Annotated in this window: 18 protein-coding genes; 15 read left to right on the top strand and 3 right to left on the bottom strand. The window is 29.4% G+C overall.

What is annotated here, in order from left to right:
- Window positions 1-3: 3 nt before the first annotated feature.
- Window positions 4-984, bottom strand: coding sequence for a LacI family DNA-binding transcriptional regulator (locus HRT41_07710; protein ID NQY23906.1), 981 nt, complete (start codon window positions 982-984; stop codon window positions 4-6).
- Between the two features lie 254 nt (window positions 985-1,238).
- Here HRT41_07710 and HRT41_07715 point away from each other — a divergent pair, with 254 nt between their 5' ends.
- From HRT41_07715 to HRT41_07750, 8 genes are read left to right on the top strand one after another with little or no spacing between them, the layout of a single operon-like run.
- Window positions 1,239-2,486 (top strand): carbohydrate ABC transporter substrate-binding protein, encoded by a 1,248-nt coding sequence (locus HRT41_07715; GenBank protein NQY23907.1) that lies wholly within the window; start codon window positions 1,239-1,241, stop codon window positions 2,484-2,486.
- Between the two features lie 9 nt (window positions 2,487-2,495).
- Window positions 2,496-3,374 carry a sugar ABC transporter permease gene (locus HRT41_07720; GenBank protein NQY23908.1) on the top strand — a complete coding sequence of 293 codons (879 nt, stop codon included), beginning with the start codon at window positions 2,496-2,498 and terminating at the stop codon, window positions 3,372-3,374.
- Window positions 3,374-4,246 (top strand): carbohydrate ABC transporter permease, encoded by an 873-nt coding sequence (locus HRT41_07725; protein NQY23909.1) that lies wholly within the window; start codon window positions 3,374-3,376, stop codon window positions 4,244-4,246. Before HRT41_07720 ends, HRT41_07725 begins: the two co-directional genes overlap by 1 nt.
- A gap of 10 nt (window positions 4,247-4,256) precedes the next feature.
- Window positions 4,257-5,372 (top strand): sn-glycerol-3-phosphate ABC transporter ATP-binding protein UgpC, encoded by a 1,116-nt coding sequence (gene ugpC / locus HRT41_07730; protein ID NQY23910.1) that lies wholly within the window; start codon window positions 4,257-4,259, stop codon window positions 5,370-5,372.
- A gap of 9 nt (window positions 5,373-5,381) precedes the next feature.
- Window positions 5,382-6,164, top strand: a complete 783-nt coding sequence (locus HRT41_07735; protein ID NQY23911.1) for an SDR family NAD(P)-dependent oxidoreductase — start codon at window positions 5,382-5,384, stop codon at window positions 6,162-6,164.
- Window positions 6,157-7,026 carry an SMP-30/gluconolactonase/LRE family protein gene (locus tag HRT41_07740; GenBank protein NQY23912.1) on the top strand — a complete coding sequence of 290 codons (870 nt, stop codon included), beginning with the start codon at window positions 6,157-6,159 and terminating at the stop codon, window positions 7,024-7,026. The genes HRT41_07735 and HRT41_07740 overlap by 8 nt, the downstream gene beginning before the upstream one ends.
- 16 nt (window positions 7,027-7,042) lie before the next feature.
- Complete coding sequence (locus HRT41_07745; protein NQY23913.1) at window positions 7,043-8,818, top strand: dihydroxy-acid dehydratase family protein; 1,776 nt, start codon at window positions 7,043-7,045, stop codon at window positions 8,816-8,818.
- 28 nt (window positions 8,819-8,846) lie between these two features.
- Complete coding sequence (locus HRT41_07750; protein NQY23914.1) at window positions 8,847-9,695, top strand: aldose 1-epimerase family protein; 849 nt, start codon at window positions 8,847-8,849, stop codon at window positions 9,693-9,695.
- Here HRT41_07750 and HRT41_07755 read toward each other — a convergent pair.
- On the bottom strand, window positions 9,692-11,470 hold the full coding sequence (locus HRT41_07755) for a Na/Pi cotransporter family protein (GenBank protein ID NQY23915.1): 1,779 nt from the start codon (window positions 11,468-11,470) through the stop codon (window positions 9,692-9,694). The two genes, HRT41_07750 and HRT41_07755, sit on opposite strands and share 4 nt — an antisense overlap.
- Before the next feature lie 559 nt (window positions 11,471-12,029).
- Here HRT41_07755 and HRT41_07760 point away from each other — a divergent pair.
- The 6 genes from HRT41_07760 to HRT41_07785 all read left to right on the top strand — a co-directional run bounded on the left by HRT41_07760 (window position 12,030) and on the right by HRT41_07785 (window position 16,917).
- Complete coding sequence (locus HRT41_07760) at window positions 12,030-13,094, top strand: extracellular solute-binding protein (GenBank protein ID NQY23916.1); 1,065 nt, start codon at window positions 12,030-12,032, stop codon at window positions 13,092-13,094.
- Between the two features lie 90 nt (window positions 13,095-13,184).
- Entirely contained in the window at window positions 13,185-14,249 is a 1,065-nt protein-coding gene (locus HRT41_07765) for an ABC transporter ATP-binding protein (protein NQY23917.1), read from the top strand.
- A gap of 1 nt (window position 14,250) precedes the next feature.
- Window positions 14,251-15,108, top strand: a complete 858-nt coding sequence (locus HRT41_07770; protein NQY23918.1) for an ABC transporter permease — start codon at window positions 14,251-14,253, stop codon at window positions 15,106-15,108.
- Window positions 15,105-15,959 (top strand): ABC transporter permease, encoded by an 855-nt coding sequence (locus HRT41_07775; protein ID NQY23919.1) that lies wholly within the window; start codon window positions 15,105-15,107, stop codon window positions 15,957-15,959. The genes HRT41_07770 and HRT41_07775 overlap by 4 nt, the downstream gene beginning before the upstream one ends.
- Complete coding sequence (locus HRT41_07780) at window positions 15,956-16,759, top strand: glycerophosphodiester phosphodiesterase (protein NQY23920.1); 804 nt, start codon at window positions 15,956-15,958, stop codon at window positions 16,757-16,759. The genes HRT41_07775 and HRT41_07780 overlap by 4 nt, the downstream gene beginning before the upstream one ends.
- Window positions 16,760-16,776: 17 nt before the next feature.
- Complete coding sequence (locus HRT41_07785; protein ID NQY23921.1) at window positions 16,777-16,917, top strand: hypothetical protein; 141 nt, start codon at window positions 16,777-16,779, stop codon at window positions 16,915-16,917.
- Between the two features lie 129 nt (window positions 16,918-17,046).
- On the opposite strand, the gene HRT41_07790 is transcribed toward HRT41_07785, so the two are convergent.
- On the bottom strand, window positions 17,047-17,793 hold the full coding sequence (locus HRT41_07790) for an FCD domain-containing protein (GenBank protein ID NQY23922.1): 747 nt from the start codon (window positions 17,791-17,793) through the stop codon (window positions 17,047-17,049).
- 300 nt (window positions 17,794-18,093) lie between these two features.
- On the opposite strand from HRT41_07790, the gene HRT41_07795 reads away from it, so the two are divergent.
- Entirely contained in the window at window positions 18,094-19,056 is a 963-nt protein-coding gene (locus HRT41_07795) for a tripartite tricarboxylate transporter substrate binding protein (protein ID NQY23923.1), read from the top strand.
- Window positions 19,057-19,059: the final 3 nt, after the last annotated feature.

The following is a 19,059-nucleotide window of genomic DNA, read 5'->3' on the forward strand; positions in this document are numbered from 1 at the left end:
TTATTAATAGTGTATTTTATAATTAACGATTTCTCTAATTAAACCCTTTGTTCCAACAAATTTATTTTTTAATATTGTAACGCTTTTTTCACCCATAGATTCAACCGGATGCTCTACATAAGAAATGTCAAAATTGTTTAAATAAGAGGCATCTAATTTGTTAAAAGAAAACAGTTTAATATCTTTTCCCACTCTTAAACCATGCTCGGAAATTGCTTTTAAACAGCCAATAGTAATTTCATTTGCACACGAAAATATCGCTTCTGGTAGCACTTTTTTCTTTAAAATCTCTCTGGTTAACTCGAGTCCACTTTGCATTGAAAAATCACCCCTGTAAATATTACTTTCTTGGCTTATAATATTATGTTTATTCAAGGCTTCTTTATAACCGTCTAAGCGTTGATTAGAATTTAAACTGTTTTTACTTCCTGCAATAATGGAAATGTTTTCATAACCATCTTGCAGCAATAAATTAATAGCATCGTACACTGCATTTGCATTTGATAAAAATACCCCAGAGTTATTAGTAGAAGAAATATCTCTGTCAACTAAAACAAAAGGAATATTGTATTTGTTCAATTTTAAAATTGTTTTAGAAGATTCTTTTTCTTTATTACGAGAACGAATTAAAATAACACCTCTTGTTTGTTTTTGAAGAATAGTATCTACTGCTATGAGTTCTTCTTCTGGATCATCATGCGTTAAATAGAGGTTTAATGGCAATTTTAGTGCTTTTGCTTGTTTAACAATACCTTCAAGTATTCTTGCAAAAAAGGAGTTTATTACATCAGGCATAATTACTGCAATTTCATCTTTTTTCAAAGCGGGAGTATAAGAACTATTGTATTTATGATACTCAAGTTCTTGAGCAATTTTCAATACTTTGTTTCTGGTGTTTTCTTTTACTAACTCTGGTGTATTTAGTACTCTTGAAACAGTTGCAATTGAAACATTTGCTAAAGCAGCTATTTTTCTAATTCCCATAAATTTTCCTTAATGTAACTAATTATATGTAAATTTTTTCATAAATATTCTATCATTATTTTCTTTATATTCTCTTTAAGTACTATTTAATCGATATTCATACTTTTTAATATAAGCTAAATTTAAGCTTGTTAATGTAAATATGTAAAGCATGAAAAGCATTTTCTGTAACAGTGTTACATAATAAGGTGAAACACTTAAACAGCTAACTATTTTCTTATATGATGGAATGAATATAAGATTAAGGAGAATAAATGAAAACATTAAAAAAAATGACAGTGGCTCTATCATTACTTGGGTCTTTATCTTTATACAGTGCAGAAGTAGAAGTTTTACATTGGTGGTCAAGTGGTTCTGAAGCTGAGTCAATTGGAAAATTAAAAGGTTTATTAGAAGAAAGTGGTCATACATGGAAAGATTTTTCAGTGGCTGGTGGAAATGGTGTAAATGCTATGACTGTACTTAAAAGTAGAGTTATTGCTGGTAATCCTCCTAGTGCTGCACAAATTAAAGGACCAAGTATTCAAGAGTGGTCAGAAATTGGTTCAACCCTTAATCTTAATGACGTTGCAAAAGCAAATAACTGGGATAAAATAATTCCTGCTCGTTTTGCTGAACATATGAAATACAAAGGTAATTATGTAGCTGTTCCTGTAAATGTACATAAAATTAACTGGATGTGGGTTAATCCAGCTATTTTCAAAAAAGCAGGTGCTTCTATTCCAACTACATGGGAACAATTTGAAGTAGCCGCTAAAAAAATCAAAGCAGCTGGATTTATTCCTGTAGCAGCTGGTGGACAAGCATGGCAAGAAACTACAATGTTTGAAACTATTGTTTTAGGTGTTGGTGGAGCTGATTTTTATACGAAAGCATTAGTTGATTTAGATGAAAAAGCGCTGGCGTCTGATACGATCAAAAAATCTTTTGACATCTTAAGAATGGTTAAATCATTTACTGATAAAAATGCCCCAGGAAGAGACTGGAATTTAGCTACATCAATGGTATACAAAGGTGAAGCAGCTATGTTATTTATGGGAGATTGGGCTAAAGGAGAATTTAAAGTTGCTGGTAAAAAAGTAGGTATTGATTATGTTGCTTTAGATACACCTCAAACGTCTGGTTCTTATATTTATAATATTGATTCATTTGTAATGTTTGATCAAAAAGATGCTAAAAAAGCAGTTGCTCAGAAAAAACTGGCACAACTTATTTTAGATAAAAGTTTTCAAGTTACCTTTAATACAAAAAAAGGTTCAATTCCAATTTCACTAGAAGCTCCAAGAACACAGTTTGATGATATTGCTTTAAGATCAATGGATCAATTAAATGCTGCATCTTATTCTAAAACATTAGTACCTAGTATGGCGCATCAAATGGCTATTACTGATAATTTAAAAGGTGTATTTTTTGATGTAGTTACAAACTTCTATAATTCAAAAATGTCTTCAGCTGAAGCTACTAAAATATTAGCTTCTACAATTAAAAGCGAAAAAGAATAAAGGTTAAATATGAAAAGTAAACTTAAGATTTTAGAGAATGCTATTCCTAAATTAATTGTAAGTCCTACTTTTCTAATTATGATCATCTTTATATACGGGTTTATTTTTTGGAATATGATTTTATCATTGACCAATTCAAAAATATTACCTGTATATACCTTTGCCGGACTGAAACAATATATTTCTTTGTTCGGCAATGCAAAATGGTGGCTAGCAATGGAAAATTTATTTATTTTCTCATCATTATTTATAGGTTTTTGCCTATTAATAGGTCTATTGTTAGCTATCTTTATTGATCAAAAAATTAGATTTGAAGGTATTTTTAGAACCATTTATTTATATCCTATGGCTTTATCTTTTATAGCAACAGGAACGGTATGGCAATGGATGTTAAATCCTGGTTTGGGTTTAGAAAATTTTGTAATACAAATGGGTTTTCCTAACTTTACCTTTGACTGGATTGTAAATTCAGAAATGTCCATTTATACTATTGTAATAGCAGCCGTTTGGCAATCTACTGGTTTTGTCATGGTTATGATTCTTGCAGGGTTAAGAGGAATATCTTCTGAAGTTATGAATGCAGCGAAACTGGATGGTGCATCAATGCCTAGAATTTATTGGAAGATAATTATTCCTCAATTAGGACCAGTATTTTTTTCAAGCGTAATAATATTAATGCACTTAGCAATTAAAACCTTCGATTTAGTTTTAGTTATGACAAAAGCAGGTCCTGGATACTCAAGTATCATGCCTTCACTGTTTATGTTTGATTATTCATTCGCAAGAAATAAATTGGCTTTTGGAGCATCATCTGCCATGATAATGTTGTTTATTATCATGATATTTATTGTTCCGTACTTATACAGAGAATTAAGGAAAAATTCATGATGAAAACAAAAAAAAGAGTAAGTTTTTCAAGTATTCTTTCACGTGTACTCATTTATACAATATTAGTCATTTGTGCTATTTATTTTTTATTACCAATTTTTGTAATGATTATTACTTCATTAAAAAGTATTGAAGAAATTAAAAATGGAAGTTTATTGTCTTTACCTCAAGTAGTTACTTTTCAACCATGGATTGATGCTTGGAGCAATGCTCGAATTGGGCCTGATTCAAGTGGAATTAAACCCTATTTCATTAACTCAGTTATGCTTACTATTCCTGCTGTATTAATTACTTCAGTTATTGGTGCATTTAATGGTTATGTATTTGCAAAATGGAAATTTAAGTATTCTGAGATTTTTTTCTCATTATTATTATTTGGATGTTTTATTCCTTTTCAAGTAATTTTACTTCCAATGTCACAAACAATGGGATTTATGGGCTTATCGGGAAGTATTTGGGGTTTAGTATTTGTACATGTTGTATATGGAATTGCTTTTACAACGCTGTTTTTTAGAAATTTTTATGTTTCTATTCCAACAGAATTAATCAATGCTGCCAAAATAGAAGGAGCTGGTTTTTTTAGGATTTTCTTTAAAATTTTATTGCCTGTTTCTATGCCTATTTTTATGGTTTGTTTTATCTGGCAAATGACACAAGTATGGAATGAATTCTTATTTGGAATTGTTTTTACAGATTCAGATACACAACCTATTACGGTTGCTTTAAATAATTTAGTTAACTCAACATCTGCTGTTAAAATGTATAACATTGATATGGCAGCAGCACTTATAGCAGTAGCACCTACATTAATTGCTTATGTTGTTTCAGGGAAATATTTTGTAAAAGGATTAATGGCTGGGGCCATTAAATAAAAGAGGTAAAATGAAATCACTAATAATAAAAAATTTACATAAAAGTTATGATCAAACCGAAGTATTAAAAGGTATTGACATCGATTTAAAAGCAGGAGAATTTTTAGTTCTTGTAGGACCTAGTGGTTGCGGAAAATCAACTCTATTAGCAAGTATTGCTGGCTTTGAAGATATTAATCAAGGAACTATCTCTTTAGGAGAGAATGATTTGACTCAGCTTGAACCAAAAGACAGAGGACTTGCAATGGTATTTCAATCCTATGCTTTGTATCCTAATATGACAGTTAAAGAAAACATTGAATTTGGGTTGAAAATATCAAAATATTCAAAAGAAGAAATAAAAAATAGAATTAAAAAATCAGCTGATATTTTACATATTGAAGAATTGTTAAATAGAAAACCTGCACAATTATCAGGAGGTCAAAGACAAAGAGTTGCGATTGCAAGAGCAATTTCACGAGAACCGGATATGTATCTTTTTGATGAGCCCTTATCAAATCTTGATGCAGAGCTTAGAGTAAAAATGCGAGCAGAAATTAAAAAACTGCATAAAAGAGTTAAAAAAACAATTGTATATGTTACACATGATCAAGTTGAAGCTATGACTTTGGCTGATAAAATTGCCATTATGAACAAAGGAAGAATTCAACAATTTGATAGCCCATCTAATGTTTATGAAAACCCATGCAATCTTTTTACAGCTGGTTTTATAGGCTCTCCTTCTATGAATTTCATTGAAGTAGAAATACAAAAAGAAGACGATAAGTATTTTGTTAATTATATTAATGAGTCGGGTGTAGATAATATTATTTACCTAGATCATAAATATGAAGATTTAGAAAAGTATCTTGGCAAAACAGTTATTTCTGGTTTAAGACCGGAGCATATTCAAAACGGTTTTAGGGATGCAAGTGTTACCAATGAACTGCAAGATTTAAGTGCAAAAATTGATTTCTCTGAATTAACTGGGTCTGATGTATTTTTACATATTAATTTAAACAATACAGAAGTAGTATCAAGAGTATCTCCTAGTGGTTCAAAAAAAGATGGAGAAGATATTAATTTAAAAGTTTGGGCTAAAAAAATACTCTTTTTTGATAAAGAAACAAAAAATAGAATTAGATAGGAAAAGAAGATGAACTTAAATAATAAAGTAGTTATTGTTACAGGTGGAACCTCTGGTATTGGTTTAGAAATCGTTAAAGAAGCTCTTAACAAAGGGGCTAAAGTAATGATACATTCTTCTCATAATTCAAAAGATAAAGCCATAGCTTTATGTAAAGAATTAGGAGAGAATACCTCTTATGTGTGCGCAGATTTATCAAAAGCAATTGAACTTCAGCCCATTGTAGATAAAACTATTGAGGTATTTGGAAGAATTGATTCTTTGGTAAATAATGCAGGAGTTTTTCCTAGAAATACTATTTTAGATATCAATTATGAAGATTATGATTATATTATGAATGTAAACTATAAAGCCCCCTTATTTTTATGTCAAGCTGTCATCAAACATTTTATGGAACATAAAATAAAAGGCTCAATTGTAAATATGGGTTCTATTAACTCTTATTGTGGGCAAGATAATCTTCTTGTTTATTCCTCTTCTAAGGGTGCATTAATGACAATGACACGAAATTTAGCTGATTATTTAGGTTCATATGAAATCAGAGTCAATCAAATAAATGTAGGTTGGACCCATACAGATAAAGAGAATGAAACACAATTAGGAGAAGGAAATTCTAAAGATTGGTATAAAAATATTAATAAAGCTTTTGCACCAAGGGGGACTATTTTAGCACCACAAGAAATTGCAAAACATGCTATTTTTTGGTTAAGTGATTACTCAATTCCTGCAAATGGTTCTATTTATGAAGTAGAACAATACCCAGTAATTGGAAGAAACAAGATAAATGCATAAACTTACCTTTATTCCCGATTCTAAATGTATTTTAGGGGAAGGTCCTTTATACAAAGAAAATGAAAATTCTTTGTATTGGAGCGATATAAAAGATAAAAGAATATATAAATACGATTTAAATTCAAAAACAGTAGAACATTTTCAATTTCAAAAAACAATTGCTTCTTTTGTTTTTACAAGTGAGAATAAATTACTCGCAACTACTAATGAAGGTTATGAGTATTTAGATTTAAAAACAAAAGAAATCACTTCCTTAATTAATCCTGAAGAGGAGTTAATTAATAACCGTTTTAATGATGGAAAATGCGATGCAAAAGGCAGATATTTTGCAGGAACGATGGACAATAATGAAGAAAAAATTACTGGTTCTTTATATTGTTTAGATAAAAACATTTGTGTAAAAAAAGAAAAAGATTTGTTTATTTCTAATGGTTTGGGTTGGAATAAAAACTCAAGTAAGTTTTATTTAACAGACAGTCCAAAAAGAGTTATTTATGTTTATGATTATGATTTGGAAACATCTACTATGAGCAATAAACAAATCTTTGTTCGTATAAAAGATGAAGATGGTTATCCTGATGGTTTATGCCTTGATGAAGAAGATTATATTTGGTCAGCTCATTGGGCAGGATCAAAAATTACACGATATAAAGCCGATGGTTCAATTGATAAAATAATTGAACTTCCTGTTCCCAATGTAACTTCTTGTTGTTTTGGAGGAAAAGATTTTAAAACACTTTTTATTACAAGTGCACAAAAAGGTCTAAGTAAAGAAGAATTACTTGCTTTCCCTTTAAGTGGGAGTACCTTTATATTAGAAACAAATGTAAAAGGTCAAAAGCCTAATTTATATCAACATTAATTTGAAAAGAGAAAAAATGGATAAAAATAGAAAACTATTTAAGTACCGAAGTCAAGCTTGGTTTGATAATCAAAAAGACCCTGGAATGACTGCTTTATATTTGGAGCGCTATTTAAATTATGGATTAACAAGAGGTGAGCTTCAAGGAAACAGACCTATCATTGGAATAGCTCAAACGGGAAGTGATTTATCTCCTTGTAACAGACACCATATAGAATTAGCATCAAGATTAAAAGATGGAATAAGAGATGCTGGTGGTATTCCTATTGAGTTTCCTACCCATCCCATTCAAGAAACAGGGAAACGCCCAACAGCAGGATTGGATAGAAACTTATCTTATTTATCTATGGTAGAAACTATTTATGGTTATCCTCTTGATGGGGTAATTTTTACCATTGGTTGTGATAAAACAACACCTGCTGCGTTAATGGCAGCAGGGACTTTAAATATTCCTTCTATAACATTTTCTGTAGGCCCTATGTTAAATGGTTATCATAAAGGAAAACTTTGTGGTTCAGGAACTGCTATTTGGCATGCACGAAAAGAATTTGCAAAAGGTGAGATTGATTATGATGAGTTTATGGACATAGCAGCTGCTTCTGCTCCTAGTGTTGGCTATTGTAATACAATTGGAACAGCCACTTCTATGAATTGCCTTAGTGAAGTTTTAGGAATGTCTTTAGCACACAGTGCAACCATTCCAGCACCTTATAGAGAAAGAGGTCAAAATGCCTATGAAACAGGAAAACAAATTGTATCTTTGGTTAACAAAGACATAAAACCCTCTGATATTATGACAAAAGAGTCTTTTATTAATGCTATTGTTGCTTGTACTGCAATAGGCGCTTCTACAAATGCGCCTATTCATATTAATGCTATTGCTAAAAGTATTGGTATTACTATTACTACTGATGATTGGCAAGAATATGGTTATAAAATTCCACTCTTGTTAAACTGCCAACCCGCAGGGAAATATTTAAGTGAAGATTTTCATCGTGCAGGAGGTTTGGGTGCTATTATGAATGAGTTAATTAAAAAAGACAAAATTCATTTAGATACTTATACAGTAAATGAGAAAACAACCCAAGAAAATTACCAGAACTCCAGTATTTTAAATGAAGATGTCATAAAAACATATGATCAACCTCTTTTAGAAAATGCAGGTTTTTTAGTAATGAGTGGAAATTTATTTGACTCTGCTATTATGAAAACTTCAGTAATTGATGAGAAGTTTTTAAAAGATTTTATTCATGATGGAAAAATTGAAGGAAAAGCCGTTGTTTTTGAAGGCCCTGAAGATTATCATGACAGAATCAATGACGAGAGTTTAAATATAAATAAAAAATCAATTTTGTTTATGCGAAACTGTGGGCCTTTAGGTTATCCAGGTTCAGGAGAAGTTATTAATATGCTTCCACCTGATAAACTAGTAAGGCAAGGAATACTTGCTCTTCCAACGCTTGGGGATGGAAGACAAAGTGGAACAAGTGCTAGTGCATCTATTTTGAATGCAACACCAGAAAGCCATGCAGGTGGAGGTTTAGCTATATTAAAAACAGGCGATGATATTTTAATTGATTTAAATCAAAGAGAAGTACAAATGTTGGTTTCAAAAGAAGAGATTCTTGAGCGTAAAAAAAACCTAGTTCTTCCTCGATTAGAAAATGAAACACCTTGGCAAGAAATCTACAGAGATTTTGTAGAAGGATTAGCAGATGGAGCATGTTTGAAGTTACAGCAACCTTATACTAAAATACTTGATAAAAAATGGTTTGCAAGAGATTCACACTAATATTTCTTTTGTTAAATAAAGGTTAAAAATGATTTATGAAATAAGTAATAATATATATGCACTAAAAGTTGATTCTCTTGGGGCAGAACTTATTTCTGCTTCTTATAAGAAAGAAGAATATTTACACCAAAAAGAAAAAGTTTACTGGAACAGAAGCTCCCCTGTTTTATTTCCAATTGTTGGAAAATTAAAAAACAATAACTACAAATACAATAATAAAAACTATTCTTTACCTATTCACGGCCTTGCAAGACACAAAGAGTTTACTTTTGTAAAACAAGATACAAATACTTTGGTATTTTCTTTAAAAGAAGACAGTAATTCATTAAAACACTATCCTTTTACTTTTTTTTTACAAATCACTTATACATTAAAAGAAGACTCTTTTGATATTAACTATGAAGTATCTTCAAACGAAGATATTCTATTTTCTTTAGGCGCTCACCCTGCTTTTATTTTAAAAGCTGGAATTGATGAGTCTTATTTAGAATTTGAAGAAAAAGAAAATCTTGATTTATTGTGTTTAAATCTGGATAATGGTTGTATTTCTAAAACAAAAAAAGACTATTTAAATTCTAAGATACTTAAACTAGAAAAAAATATTTTCCAAAAAGATGCTCTCATTTTTGAAAATATAAAATCAAAAAAAGTATCTTTGAAAAACACCAAAAATACTAAAAGTGTTAATATAAGTTATGAAGGTTTCCCTTTTATTGGTTTTTGGGCTCCAATGAATGCTGATTTTGTTTGTTTAGAACCTTGGTGTGGTATTGCAGATGATGACAATACTAAGTATATATTTAAAGACAAAAAAGGTATTATTTCTTTAAAAAAGAATAAACTATTTTCAAGAACTGTAGGAATTTCTTTTACTTAAGAAACATCCAGTTCTTCATTGTTCTCTTTTACAAATAATATATTAGAAATTAACAATAGTTTTTTGCACAAATGGTAGGTTGTTGAAGCATCCGTTATTAAAGATGATGCCATTTTCGCATTGATTTTATTTTCTCTTATAAGTGAGTCAATTTTACCATTACTTAAAATATCTAAAGCAGCTATATGCTCATTTATTTTATTCAATTTGCTGGTTTTTTTTTCAAAACTGTATTTATCATTTGCTAATAAATCTATTTCTTTTAAAGCATTAGCAAGTCCCATGCGCAAAACATTGTATTCATTTTTTATAAAAGTATTTTTTGATTTTAAATATAAAGAAGTATTTTTCTCCAATTTTTTCACTTCTTTTACTCCATTAATAATCTCTTTTGCAGCAATTTTCAATTTGAATACTTTATGTATATCTTCTTTATTCATATATTTTTGGGATAAAGAAGCAAAATGCATAATATCCCCATATAAAGATTTCATATTTTTATTATAAATATTGTCTAAATAAATATGTTTATTCGATTTTTGAATGGTTTTTTCTAAATTCTTTTTACCAAAAACATCCGATTTATGTAAAGAAATGGTATGTAAAATAATCTTTTGGGAACTCTTATATAAGTGAACCAGTTCATTTTCTAAAGCTTTTAAAGAAATTACGGGCACGTCTATTAATTCTTTTGATATAAACTTAGGTTTATAGGTGGCTTGGTATTTTTCTTTAATAAGAAACTTAGAAAAATATTCAAATTTAGAAATAAAAGGACTTAAAACCACTATGCCTATTAAATTAAAAAGAGTGTGAAAAAGCGAGAGTTTAATAGCATAATTATCATCATTTATTCCAAAATATACAGCAATAACATCAATAAAATCTTTTAGAAACACTAAAAATACTAATGCAAATAATGCTGTTATTACATTAAATAATAGATGTACCAAAGCCAAACGTTTTCCATTTACATTTGAACCAAGGGAGGCTAAAACAGCGGTAAAAGGAGTTCCTACATTAACTCCAATAGTTAGAGCGATAGCATTATCATAAGAAATTTGGCCCAAAGCAAGGGCTGTAATTATGAGTGCCATAGAAGCAGCGCTTGATTGCATAATAATTGTAGCAAATGCACCAATGAGAGCAAAAATAATAAAACCCAAATAACCATCAATTATATACAAAGAAAAGTCGATATTTCCTTGCAAATTTTCAAAACCACTTTTCATATAAAAAATAGCTAAAAAAACGAACCCCAAACCTAAAAGTACGTTTCCTATTGCTTCATAGGTTCTGGTTTTTAAAAAAGTAGCTAAAACGCCTAAAATTATCATCGGCATTGCATAAGAAGAAATATTTAATTTTAATCCCAAAAATGCAACCAACCATGCTGTTGTTGTTGATCCTAAGTTTGCACCAAAAATTACGCCAATGGCTTGGGATAAAGTTATGATTTTAATACTTAAAAAAGAGATAATTATAATAGATATCAAAGAAGAACTTTGGACCAAGGTAGTTGCAAAAAAACCTGTAAACATTGATTTTGGTAAAGAATTGGTTGATTTTTCTAAAAAAGCTTCTAAACTATTTCCAGAAAATAATTTAAAACCTGCTTCCATAAATTTCATACCAATAATAAAAATAGCAATGCCAGCAAAAATAGTTTTCATATTTTCATCTGAAAACAAAAAATACGATATAAATAAAATACCTAAAGGAAGTAAAACAATTTTAATTCTACTTTTTTCAATAATCGCATTTATTCCCATCATTTCAATCCTTTTATTATACAAAAAAAGCGAATACTTATAAAAACTACTTATCATTAGCACTGTATTTTAAAAATAATTGTTTATATTTTTAATGTAAGTGTTTTTATATTACACATAGCCTTAATATTTTTCTTTATTGTAACTCTTATGTAATTTAAAAATTTTATACTACGTGCAAGTCATTTTATATTAACATGATAAGGTTATGATGATTAAAAGAATATAAAAAAAAAGAATTACTTCTATATTTTATATACAATGGCTACAAAAAGTTGTAGTATTGACACAATTATTGTAAAAAGAAATCTTTTTAAGAAAGTTTTAAAATTCTATACGTCATTATAAATCATAACATTAGAATGTTATGATGTTAATATTCATGTATTCGAATTTCTATAACTTGCCTTATTATTTTTTTAAATAATATACAAATTAATGACTCATAAAATTTATATTGGATTAGATTTTATTTGAAATAACGATACTTTTGTGTCTTTTTCTGCCACAGAAAAAGATAAACCACTTTATTGTCAAGAGACAAGATCAATTGGAGAAGAATATGAAAAAAACCATTTTATTAAGCGCTGGATTAATTGCTTTACTTTCAAGTACAAGTTTACTGGCACAAGATACCCTAAAAATACTAACGTGGAAAGGTTATGCACCTAAAGCTTTGGTTGAAAAATTCGAGAAACAAACAGGTCTTAAAGTTGAACTTACGTATTCAAATAATGAAGAAATGATTGCAAAACTTAGAGCTACTAGAGGAGCTGGTTTTGACCTTGCACAACCCAGTCAAGATAGAATTTCATCTGTTCAAAAAAAATACAAAATTTATCAAGCTTTAGATTATTCTAAAATTGAAGAAAATCAAATTATTGATTCTATGTTAAAAGCAGTAAAAACAAATACTAAAGTTAAAGGTGAATCTTATGCAGTTCCTTTTAATTATGGTACTTCTGGTTTAATTATTAATAAAAGAATGGCTCCAAATGCGAGCGATTATAGTGATTTATTAAATAAAGAATATACAGGAAGAATTACATACAGATTAAAAAGACCTACTTTATTAGCAATAGCACTTTCAAAAGGTATGGATCCATTTTCTAAGTATAACGATACAAAAGCATACAAAACAATGATGGAAGGCGTAGCTAAAGATTTAATCAAAGCTAAACCTTATGCTAAAAACTATTATGCAAATGGAGATGCTTTACTTGAACTGTTACGAACAGGTGAAGTATATGTAGCAATGGGTTGGGATAATGGCGGATGGAAACTTCATAAAGAGAATCCAGATATTGACTTTGTTGCTCCTAAAAGTGGTGCTTTAGGTTGGATTGATACTTTTGCAATTCCTGCAAAAGCTAAAAATGTTGAAGGTGCTTATAAATGGATTAACTTTATGTTAAAACCAGAAAATGCGGCATACTTTACGAATAAAGAGAGTTATGGAACAGCTTCTAAAGGCGCTAATGAATTTTTAAATGCCGAAATTAAAGCAAACTTTGAGCGTTCTTACTCAAAAGCAGACCTTGATAATATCAATTGGTACCCACCAGTACCTGCAAAAATTGAAAAATTAGAAGGTAAGTTATTAGATAAAATTAAAGCATCAAGATAAAAAAAGAGGGTTTACCCTCTTTTCCAAATTTATGCAATATAAATAGCGTTTGTATTGCATAAATTTGTTTATTATAAACAAAGGGAATGAATGAAGAATGTATTAGAAATAAAGGATTTGCAAAAACAATTTGCAGACCATAATGCAGTAAATGGTATTGATTTTGTTGTAGAAGAAGGAAAGTTTTTTTCAATTCTAGGACCCTCAGGATGTGGGAAAACCACACTTCTGCGAATGATTGCAGGTTTTTTAGAACCAAGTTCTGGTTCTATTTTAATACGAGACGAAGAAATGATTGGAATTGCTCCTAATAATCGTCCAGTAAACTTAGTTTTTCAAAACTTGGCACTTTTCCCTATGATGAATGTTGAAGAAAATATTGCCTTTGGATTAAAACGAAAAAAACTTTCAAAAAAAGTGATTGAAGAAAAAGTAGCTGCTATTTTAGAAAAAGTTCATTTAAAAGGTTATGGAAAAAAAGAAGTATCACAACTTTCAGGAGGACAGAGACAACGTGTAGCAATTGCTAGATCACTTGTATTAGAACCTTCTATCTTACTACTTGATGAACCTTTAGGAGCGCTGGATTTAAAACTGCGAGAAACAATGAAAATTGAACTTAAAAAACTTCAAAAAGAATTTGGAACGACTTTTATTTATATTACTCACGATCAAAGTGAAGCTTTAGTAATGAGTGATAAAGTAGCTGTTATGAACAATGGAGTTTTTGAGCAAATTGATACACCCAAAAATCTCTATTCAAACCCAAAAACATCTTTTGTAGCAGGTTTTGTTGGAGAATCCAATATATTCCAAGGAAAATTCACCCAAAATGATACGGTAGTTTTAGAGAATTCTTTGCAGTTAAAGGTTATTTGTATAGAAGAAATAAAAGATACTTGTAAAGTATATATAAGGCCCGAAGCTATTATATTAATGCCAGAGAAGGAATTAACGGATTTAAATCGTTTTACCTTAGATATTAAAAGTATTTTATTTGATGGTTCTAATACAAAACTTCTAGCAATTATTCAAGGTACAAAAGAAGAAATTCAAGTATCACTTCCCCAAAACAGACAGTTTTCTCATATTAAAGTAGGAGATACAATAGAAGCAGCCGTACATTTTAATGACTGCAAAACATATAGGGCATAATATGAAAAATGCAACATCTTTAGGGTTTTATATTTTTTTAGTGCCTATTATTTTATGGTTGGCTTTATTAATTGTAATTCCGCAAATTGAGCTCTTAATTATGTCTTTACGTTTTGAGAACGATGATGAAATAATGGTTTGGAGTTTTGAAAATTATAAAGAGTTTTTTAACAATGATATTTATTGGTTGACTTTTTTAAGAACAGCAATGTATGCTATTTTTGTTACTTTTTTAACTTTTATTATTACATTTCCTATTGCTTTTTATATCACCAAAATAGTAAATAAACGTTACAGTGCTTTTTTAATTATACTTTTACTTTTACCTTTTTGGGTGAGTGAACTTGTACGTGTTTATGGATGGACAATACTGTTGCGAGAAAGTGGTGTGATTAACTATTTTTTACAAAGTATGGGATTTACTAGTTCAGGTATTGAATTTTTATACAATGATGCGGCCATGATTATGGGACTTGTTTATACTTCCATGTTATTTATGGCTGTGCCTTTAATTTCTTCTTTAGAAGGCATGGATGATTCATATATAGAAGCAGCACATGATTTAGGGGCTTCAAAACTAACAATATTCTTTAAAATAGTCATTCCTTATAGTGCCTCAGGTATTGTCTCTGGTTCTATTGTTGTTTTTATGTTAACACTTGGAAATTATTTGACCCCTAATTTAATGGGAGGTAAAAATTCTTTATGGTTTACAGAACAAATTTATAATGAATTTATAGCATCTTTAAATTGGAATCAAGGTGCAGCTTTTGGTTTTTTACTTTTGGCTTTATCCTCTTTTATTATTTGGTTAGGACTTAAACTCACCAAACAAAATCTATCTAAGGCTTTATCATGATTCGTACCCTACCCAATTCTAAGGCCTATTCAATAGGTTTTAAACTTTATGTTATAGCTTTTTTTATTTTTTTATTTGCACCTTTAATGGTTACATCTGTTTTGGCTTTTAATGATTCTAATTTCCCTTCTTTACCTTGGAATGGTTTTACTTTGGACTGGTTTATAAGTGATACAGAAGAGCGCCTTGGAATATTAAAAGATACTCAGAATCTATTGTCTATTTGGGTTTCAGCTCAAACTGCCTTTTTTGTATCTATTTCCTCATTAATTATAGGTACGCTGGCCGCATTTTTATTTGAAAGAGAACACTTTAGATACAAACAATTTTTATTCTTTTTAGCCCTAACACCTTTAGTTATTCCAGGTGTTATTTTAGGAATATCTTTATTATTGTCTGTTAATTCTACGGGTTTATTTTTAGAAGATAATTTTGCTTTGGACTTAGAGATTTTACGCCCTAGTTTTTGGTTGGTTGTACTTGGACAATTTGCTTTTATTACTACTTTTGTATTATTAGTTGTATCTGCAAGACTTAAAAAATTTGATAATTCGCTGGAAGAAGCAGCCCTTAATTTAGGTGCTAGTAAATTTCAAAGCATTCGTTATATAATTATTCCTTTTTTAAAACCTGCTTTAATAGGAGCTGGTGCCGTGGCATTTTTAATGAGTTTTGAAAATTTTAATACTACTTTATTTTTAATTGGTTCTGAAACTACTTTACCCGTAAACTTATATTTGCAAGTAAGAGATGGAAGTACTCCTGTTATTAATGCTATTTCATTTTTACTTATTATGGGAACCTCTGTACTTGCTATCTTAAATTTAATTTTTTCAAAGAAAAAATCATGATAGGGTTTTATGATACGCTAGAGAACAAATCCAAGCTAATTGCAGCACATAGGGGGTTTAGGGCAATTCGTCCTGAAAATACTATGAGCGCTTTTAAAGCAGCTCTTGGAAAATGTGATTTTATTGAATTTGATGTAACCTTATGTAAAGATGGTATTGCTGTTGTTATTCATGACAAAACCTTAAAACGTACATCTAATATCATTAGAAATAAAAAAACACATAAAAAAAAGAAAATACATGATTTTACCTATCAAGAATTATTAATGCTTGATTTTGCTTCTTGGTTTAAAGAAAAAGATCCTTTTGATACTATTAAAGATAAAAGAGTCAATAAAAATGACATCAAAGCAGATCAAATTCTTACACTAACACAAGTATTAGAGTTTTGTAAAAAAAAGAACCTTTTAGCAAATATTGAAATAAAAAATATGAAAAAAACACCTTTTCATAAAAAAATAGTCAAAGAAATCATAAAAATAGTTCAAGAAACACATATGCAAGAAAAGGTACTTTTATCTTCTTTTAATCATTCTTATTTAAAAAAAGCAAAAAAGATTGCGCCTGATATACACAGAGCCGCTTTGGTTGAAAAAAAACATCCAAAAGATTTATTGCTTTATCTTAAAAAACTAGATGTCAAAGCGTATAATTGTGAAGATTCTTTGGTTGATAAAAAACTGGTAAAACTTATAAAAGATGCTAATTATAAAATAAATGTTTTCACTGTTAATAATAAAAAGAGAAAAAAAGAACTTTTTTCCCTGGGAGTTGATGCTATTTTTACGGATTTTTTATAAACATAAGATAAGATGCAATTCTTAATAAAAAACTTGTAGAAAAGTTAAAAAATGCTAATTATAAAGTAAATGTATTTACAGTCAATAACGATAAAAGAAAAAAAGAGCTTTATGCTATGGGAGTAGATGGAATTTTCACAGATTTTTTAAAGATTTAAAAAATCTGTGCTTCATTGCTTTACATATTTTTTATTCAAAGTATCTAAGAAAGAATATCTTTTAAATTATATTGAAAGTTATCGTCTTATAAAAATCTAATCTTTATATAAGACTTGTGAAAACTTTCCTTATGATTTAAAAGTTTCTTCAAGCTCTTTCCACCCATTTGTAAGGTGTTCTCTTAATGCTTTTTCAGCTTCATCAGGATCTCTGTTTAAAATAGCTTCAAATATTTTTTTATGTGCATAATAATTGACTTCATTTCTTTGTTCATGCATTTTCATTTTTTTCCAATAACCAGATAACCAATTTACAAAAGCCTTCTGCACCAAAGGGAATATTGGATTATTAGGAATTGCATAAAGAATAGAGTGAAATAATACATCTGTAGTATGGAATATATCTGAATCATTTATTGCAAGGTAATTGGCTTCTAAAGCCTGTCTTAATGCTTTTATATCATCCTTATTGGCATGAATTGCAGCTTCACGTACTAACATAGCTTCAATCATTAATCGCGTATAAAATAGATTTTTCACCCCATCAGCTTCACTTAAAAGATGAGATACTATCCCACTAATAGAATTTAAAGCAGAATCAATATCTGGTTTTCTTGCAACGGGTCTAAATCTTGGTTTTGTAACTACTAAACCTTTACTTGACAATGTAGCAATGGCTTCTCTAACAACCGTTCTACTTACATTATATTGATTCATTAATTCTCTCTCAGCCGGCAAAGTTTCCCCATCTTTTATATTATTGGATAATATTCTTGCTTCTAATTGATCTACTAAATAATCAGAAATTCTTCCTTTCTGAGCTGATTCTGTTTTATTCACAATTATTATCTCCTTTAAATTTATTAATTGTACCATAATTACATATTGTCCTAGTTTGGTACAACCATATTAAAAAATATACCTAACTATATACATAGAAAAATCAAAACAAATCTTTCTTTACTAATAAATAATCACGATATTAAGTCATTTTTTGTCTTAATTTAGAATTACATAGATAAATTAAGCAATATTTAAAAAAAACTAGTATAAGATGGAATTACTAATTTGGTCATACCAAATAGGAGAATTGGATTTTATAATTGATACAATGAATAATTAATTTTGATTGTTCTAATGTGTAATTTAAAAACTAAATATAATTAAGGAAAAAAAATGAAACAAGTAAAACAAATTAGAAGTGTACTATTGGCTATAGGACTTTCTGTAAGTACTGCATTTGCAGCATTCCCTGAAAAAGACATCACGTTAATTGTACCATGGTCAGCAGGTGGTGGAACAGATACAATTGCAAGAGCATTGGTTAAAAATGCGAAAAAGCACATTGGTGTAAATGTAAATGTAGTTAATAAAACAGGCGGTCAAGGTGTTGTTGGTATGAGTGCAGCTAGACTTGCAAGGCCAGATGGTTATACAGTTGGTATGATTACTTTTGGACTTAGTACCTATAAATTAATGGGTTTATCAAAACTTAACTTTCGTGATTTTAAATTATTACAATTATTAAATCAAAGTGCTCCTGCTTTAAGTGTAAAAGCTGATTCTAAATGGTCATCAATTGCTGATGTTGTTAAATATGCAAAAGCAAATCCTGGCAAAGTAACAATTGGTCATACAGGTGCTGGTGTAGCTTGGCATTTATCTGCTGCTTCTTTAGGTATTAAAAATGGTATTGAATTTAACTTTATTCCTTTTGATGGAGGAGCTCCTACACGTTCTGCTCTACTTGGTGGACATATTGATTTAGCAGCAACGGGTATTGATGAAATGAAGCAATTAAAGGAAGCGGGTCAAGTTAATATTATTGTAACAGATGATACAAAACGTCATCCTTTATTCCCAAATGTTCCAACACTTAAAGAAGAAGGTTTCGCATCTGATGCTCCTATCTTAGATTGGCGTGGATTAGCATTGGCTAAAAATGTACCAGCTGATCGTACAAAAATTTTAGAAGCTGGATTCAAAAAAATGTTTGATGATCCTGAATTTAGAGAATTTACAAAAAAAGTTGGTCTTAACTTAGTGTATGCAGATGCTAAAGGTTTTAAAGAATTTTTAGAAAATATGGAAAATGTACTTAAACCAACATTAGATTCTGTTGGTCTACTTAAAAAGTAATTT

The organism is Campylobacteraceae bacterium (assembly GCA_013215945.1).
Taxonomy (GTDB): Bacteria; Campylobacterota; Campylobacteria; order Campylobacterales; family Arcobacteraceae; genus NORP36.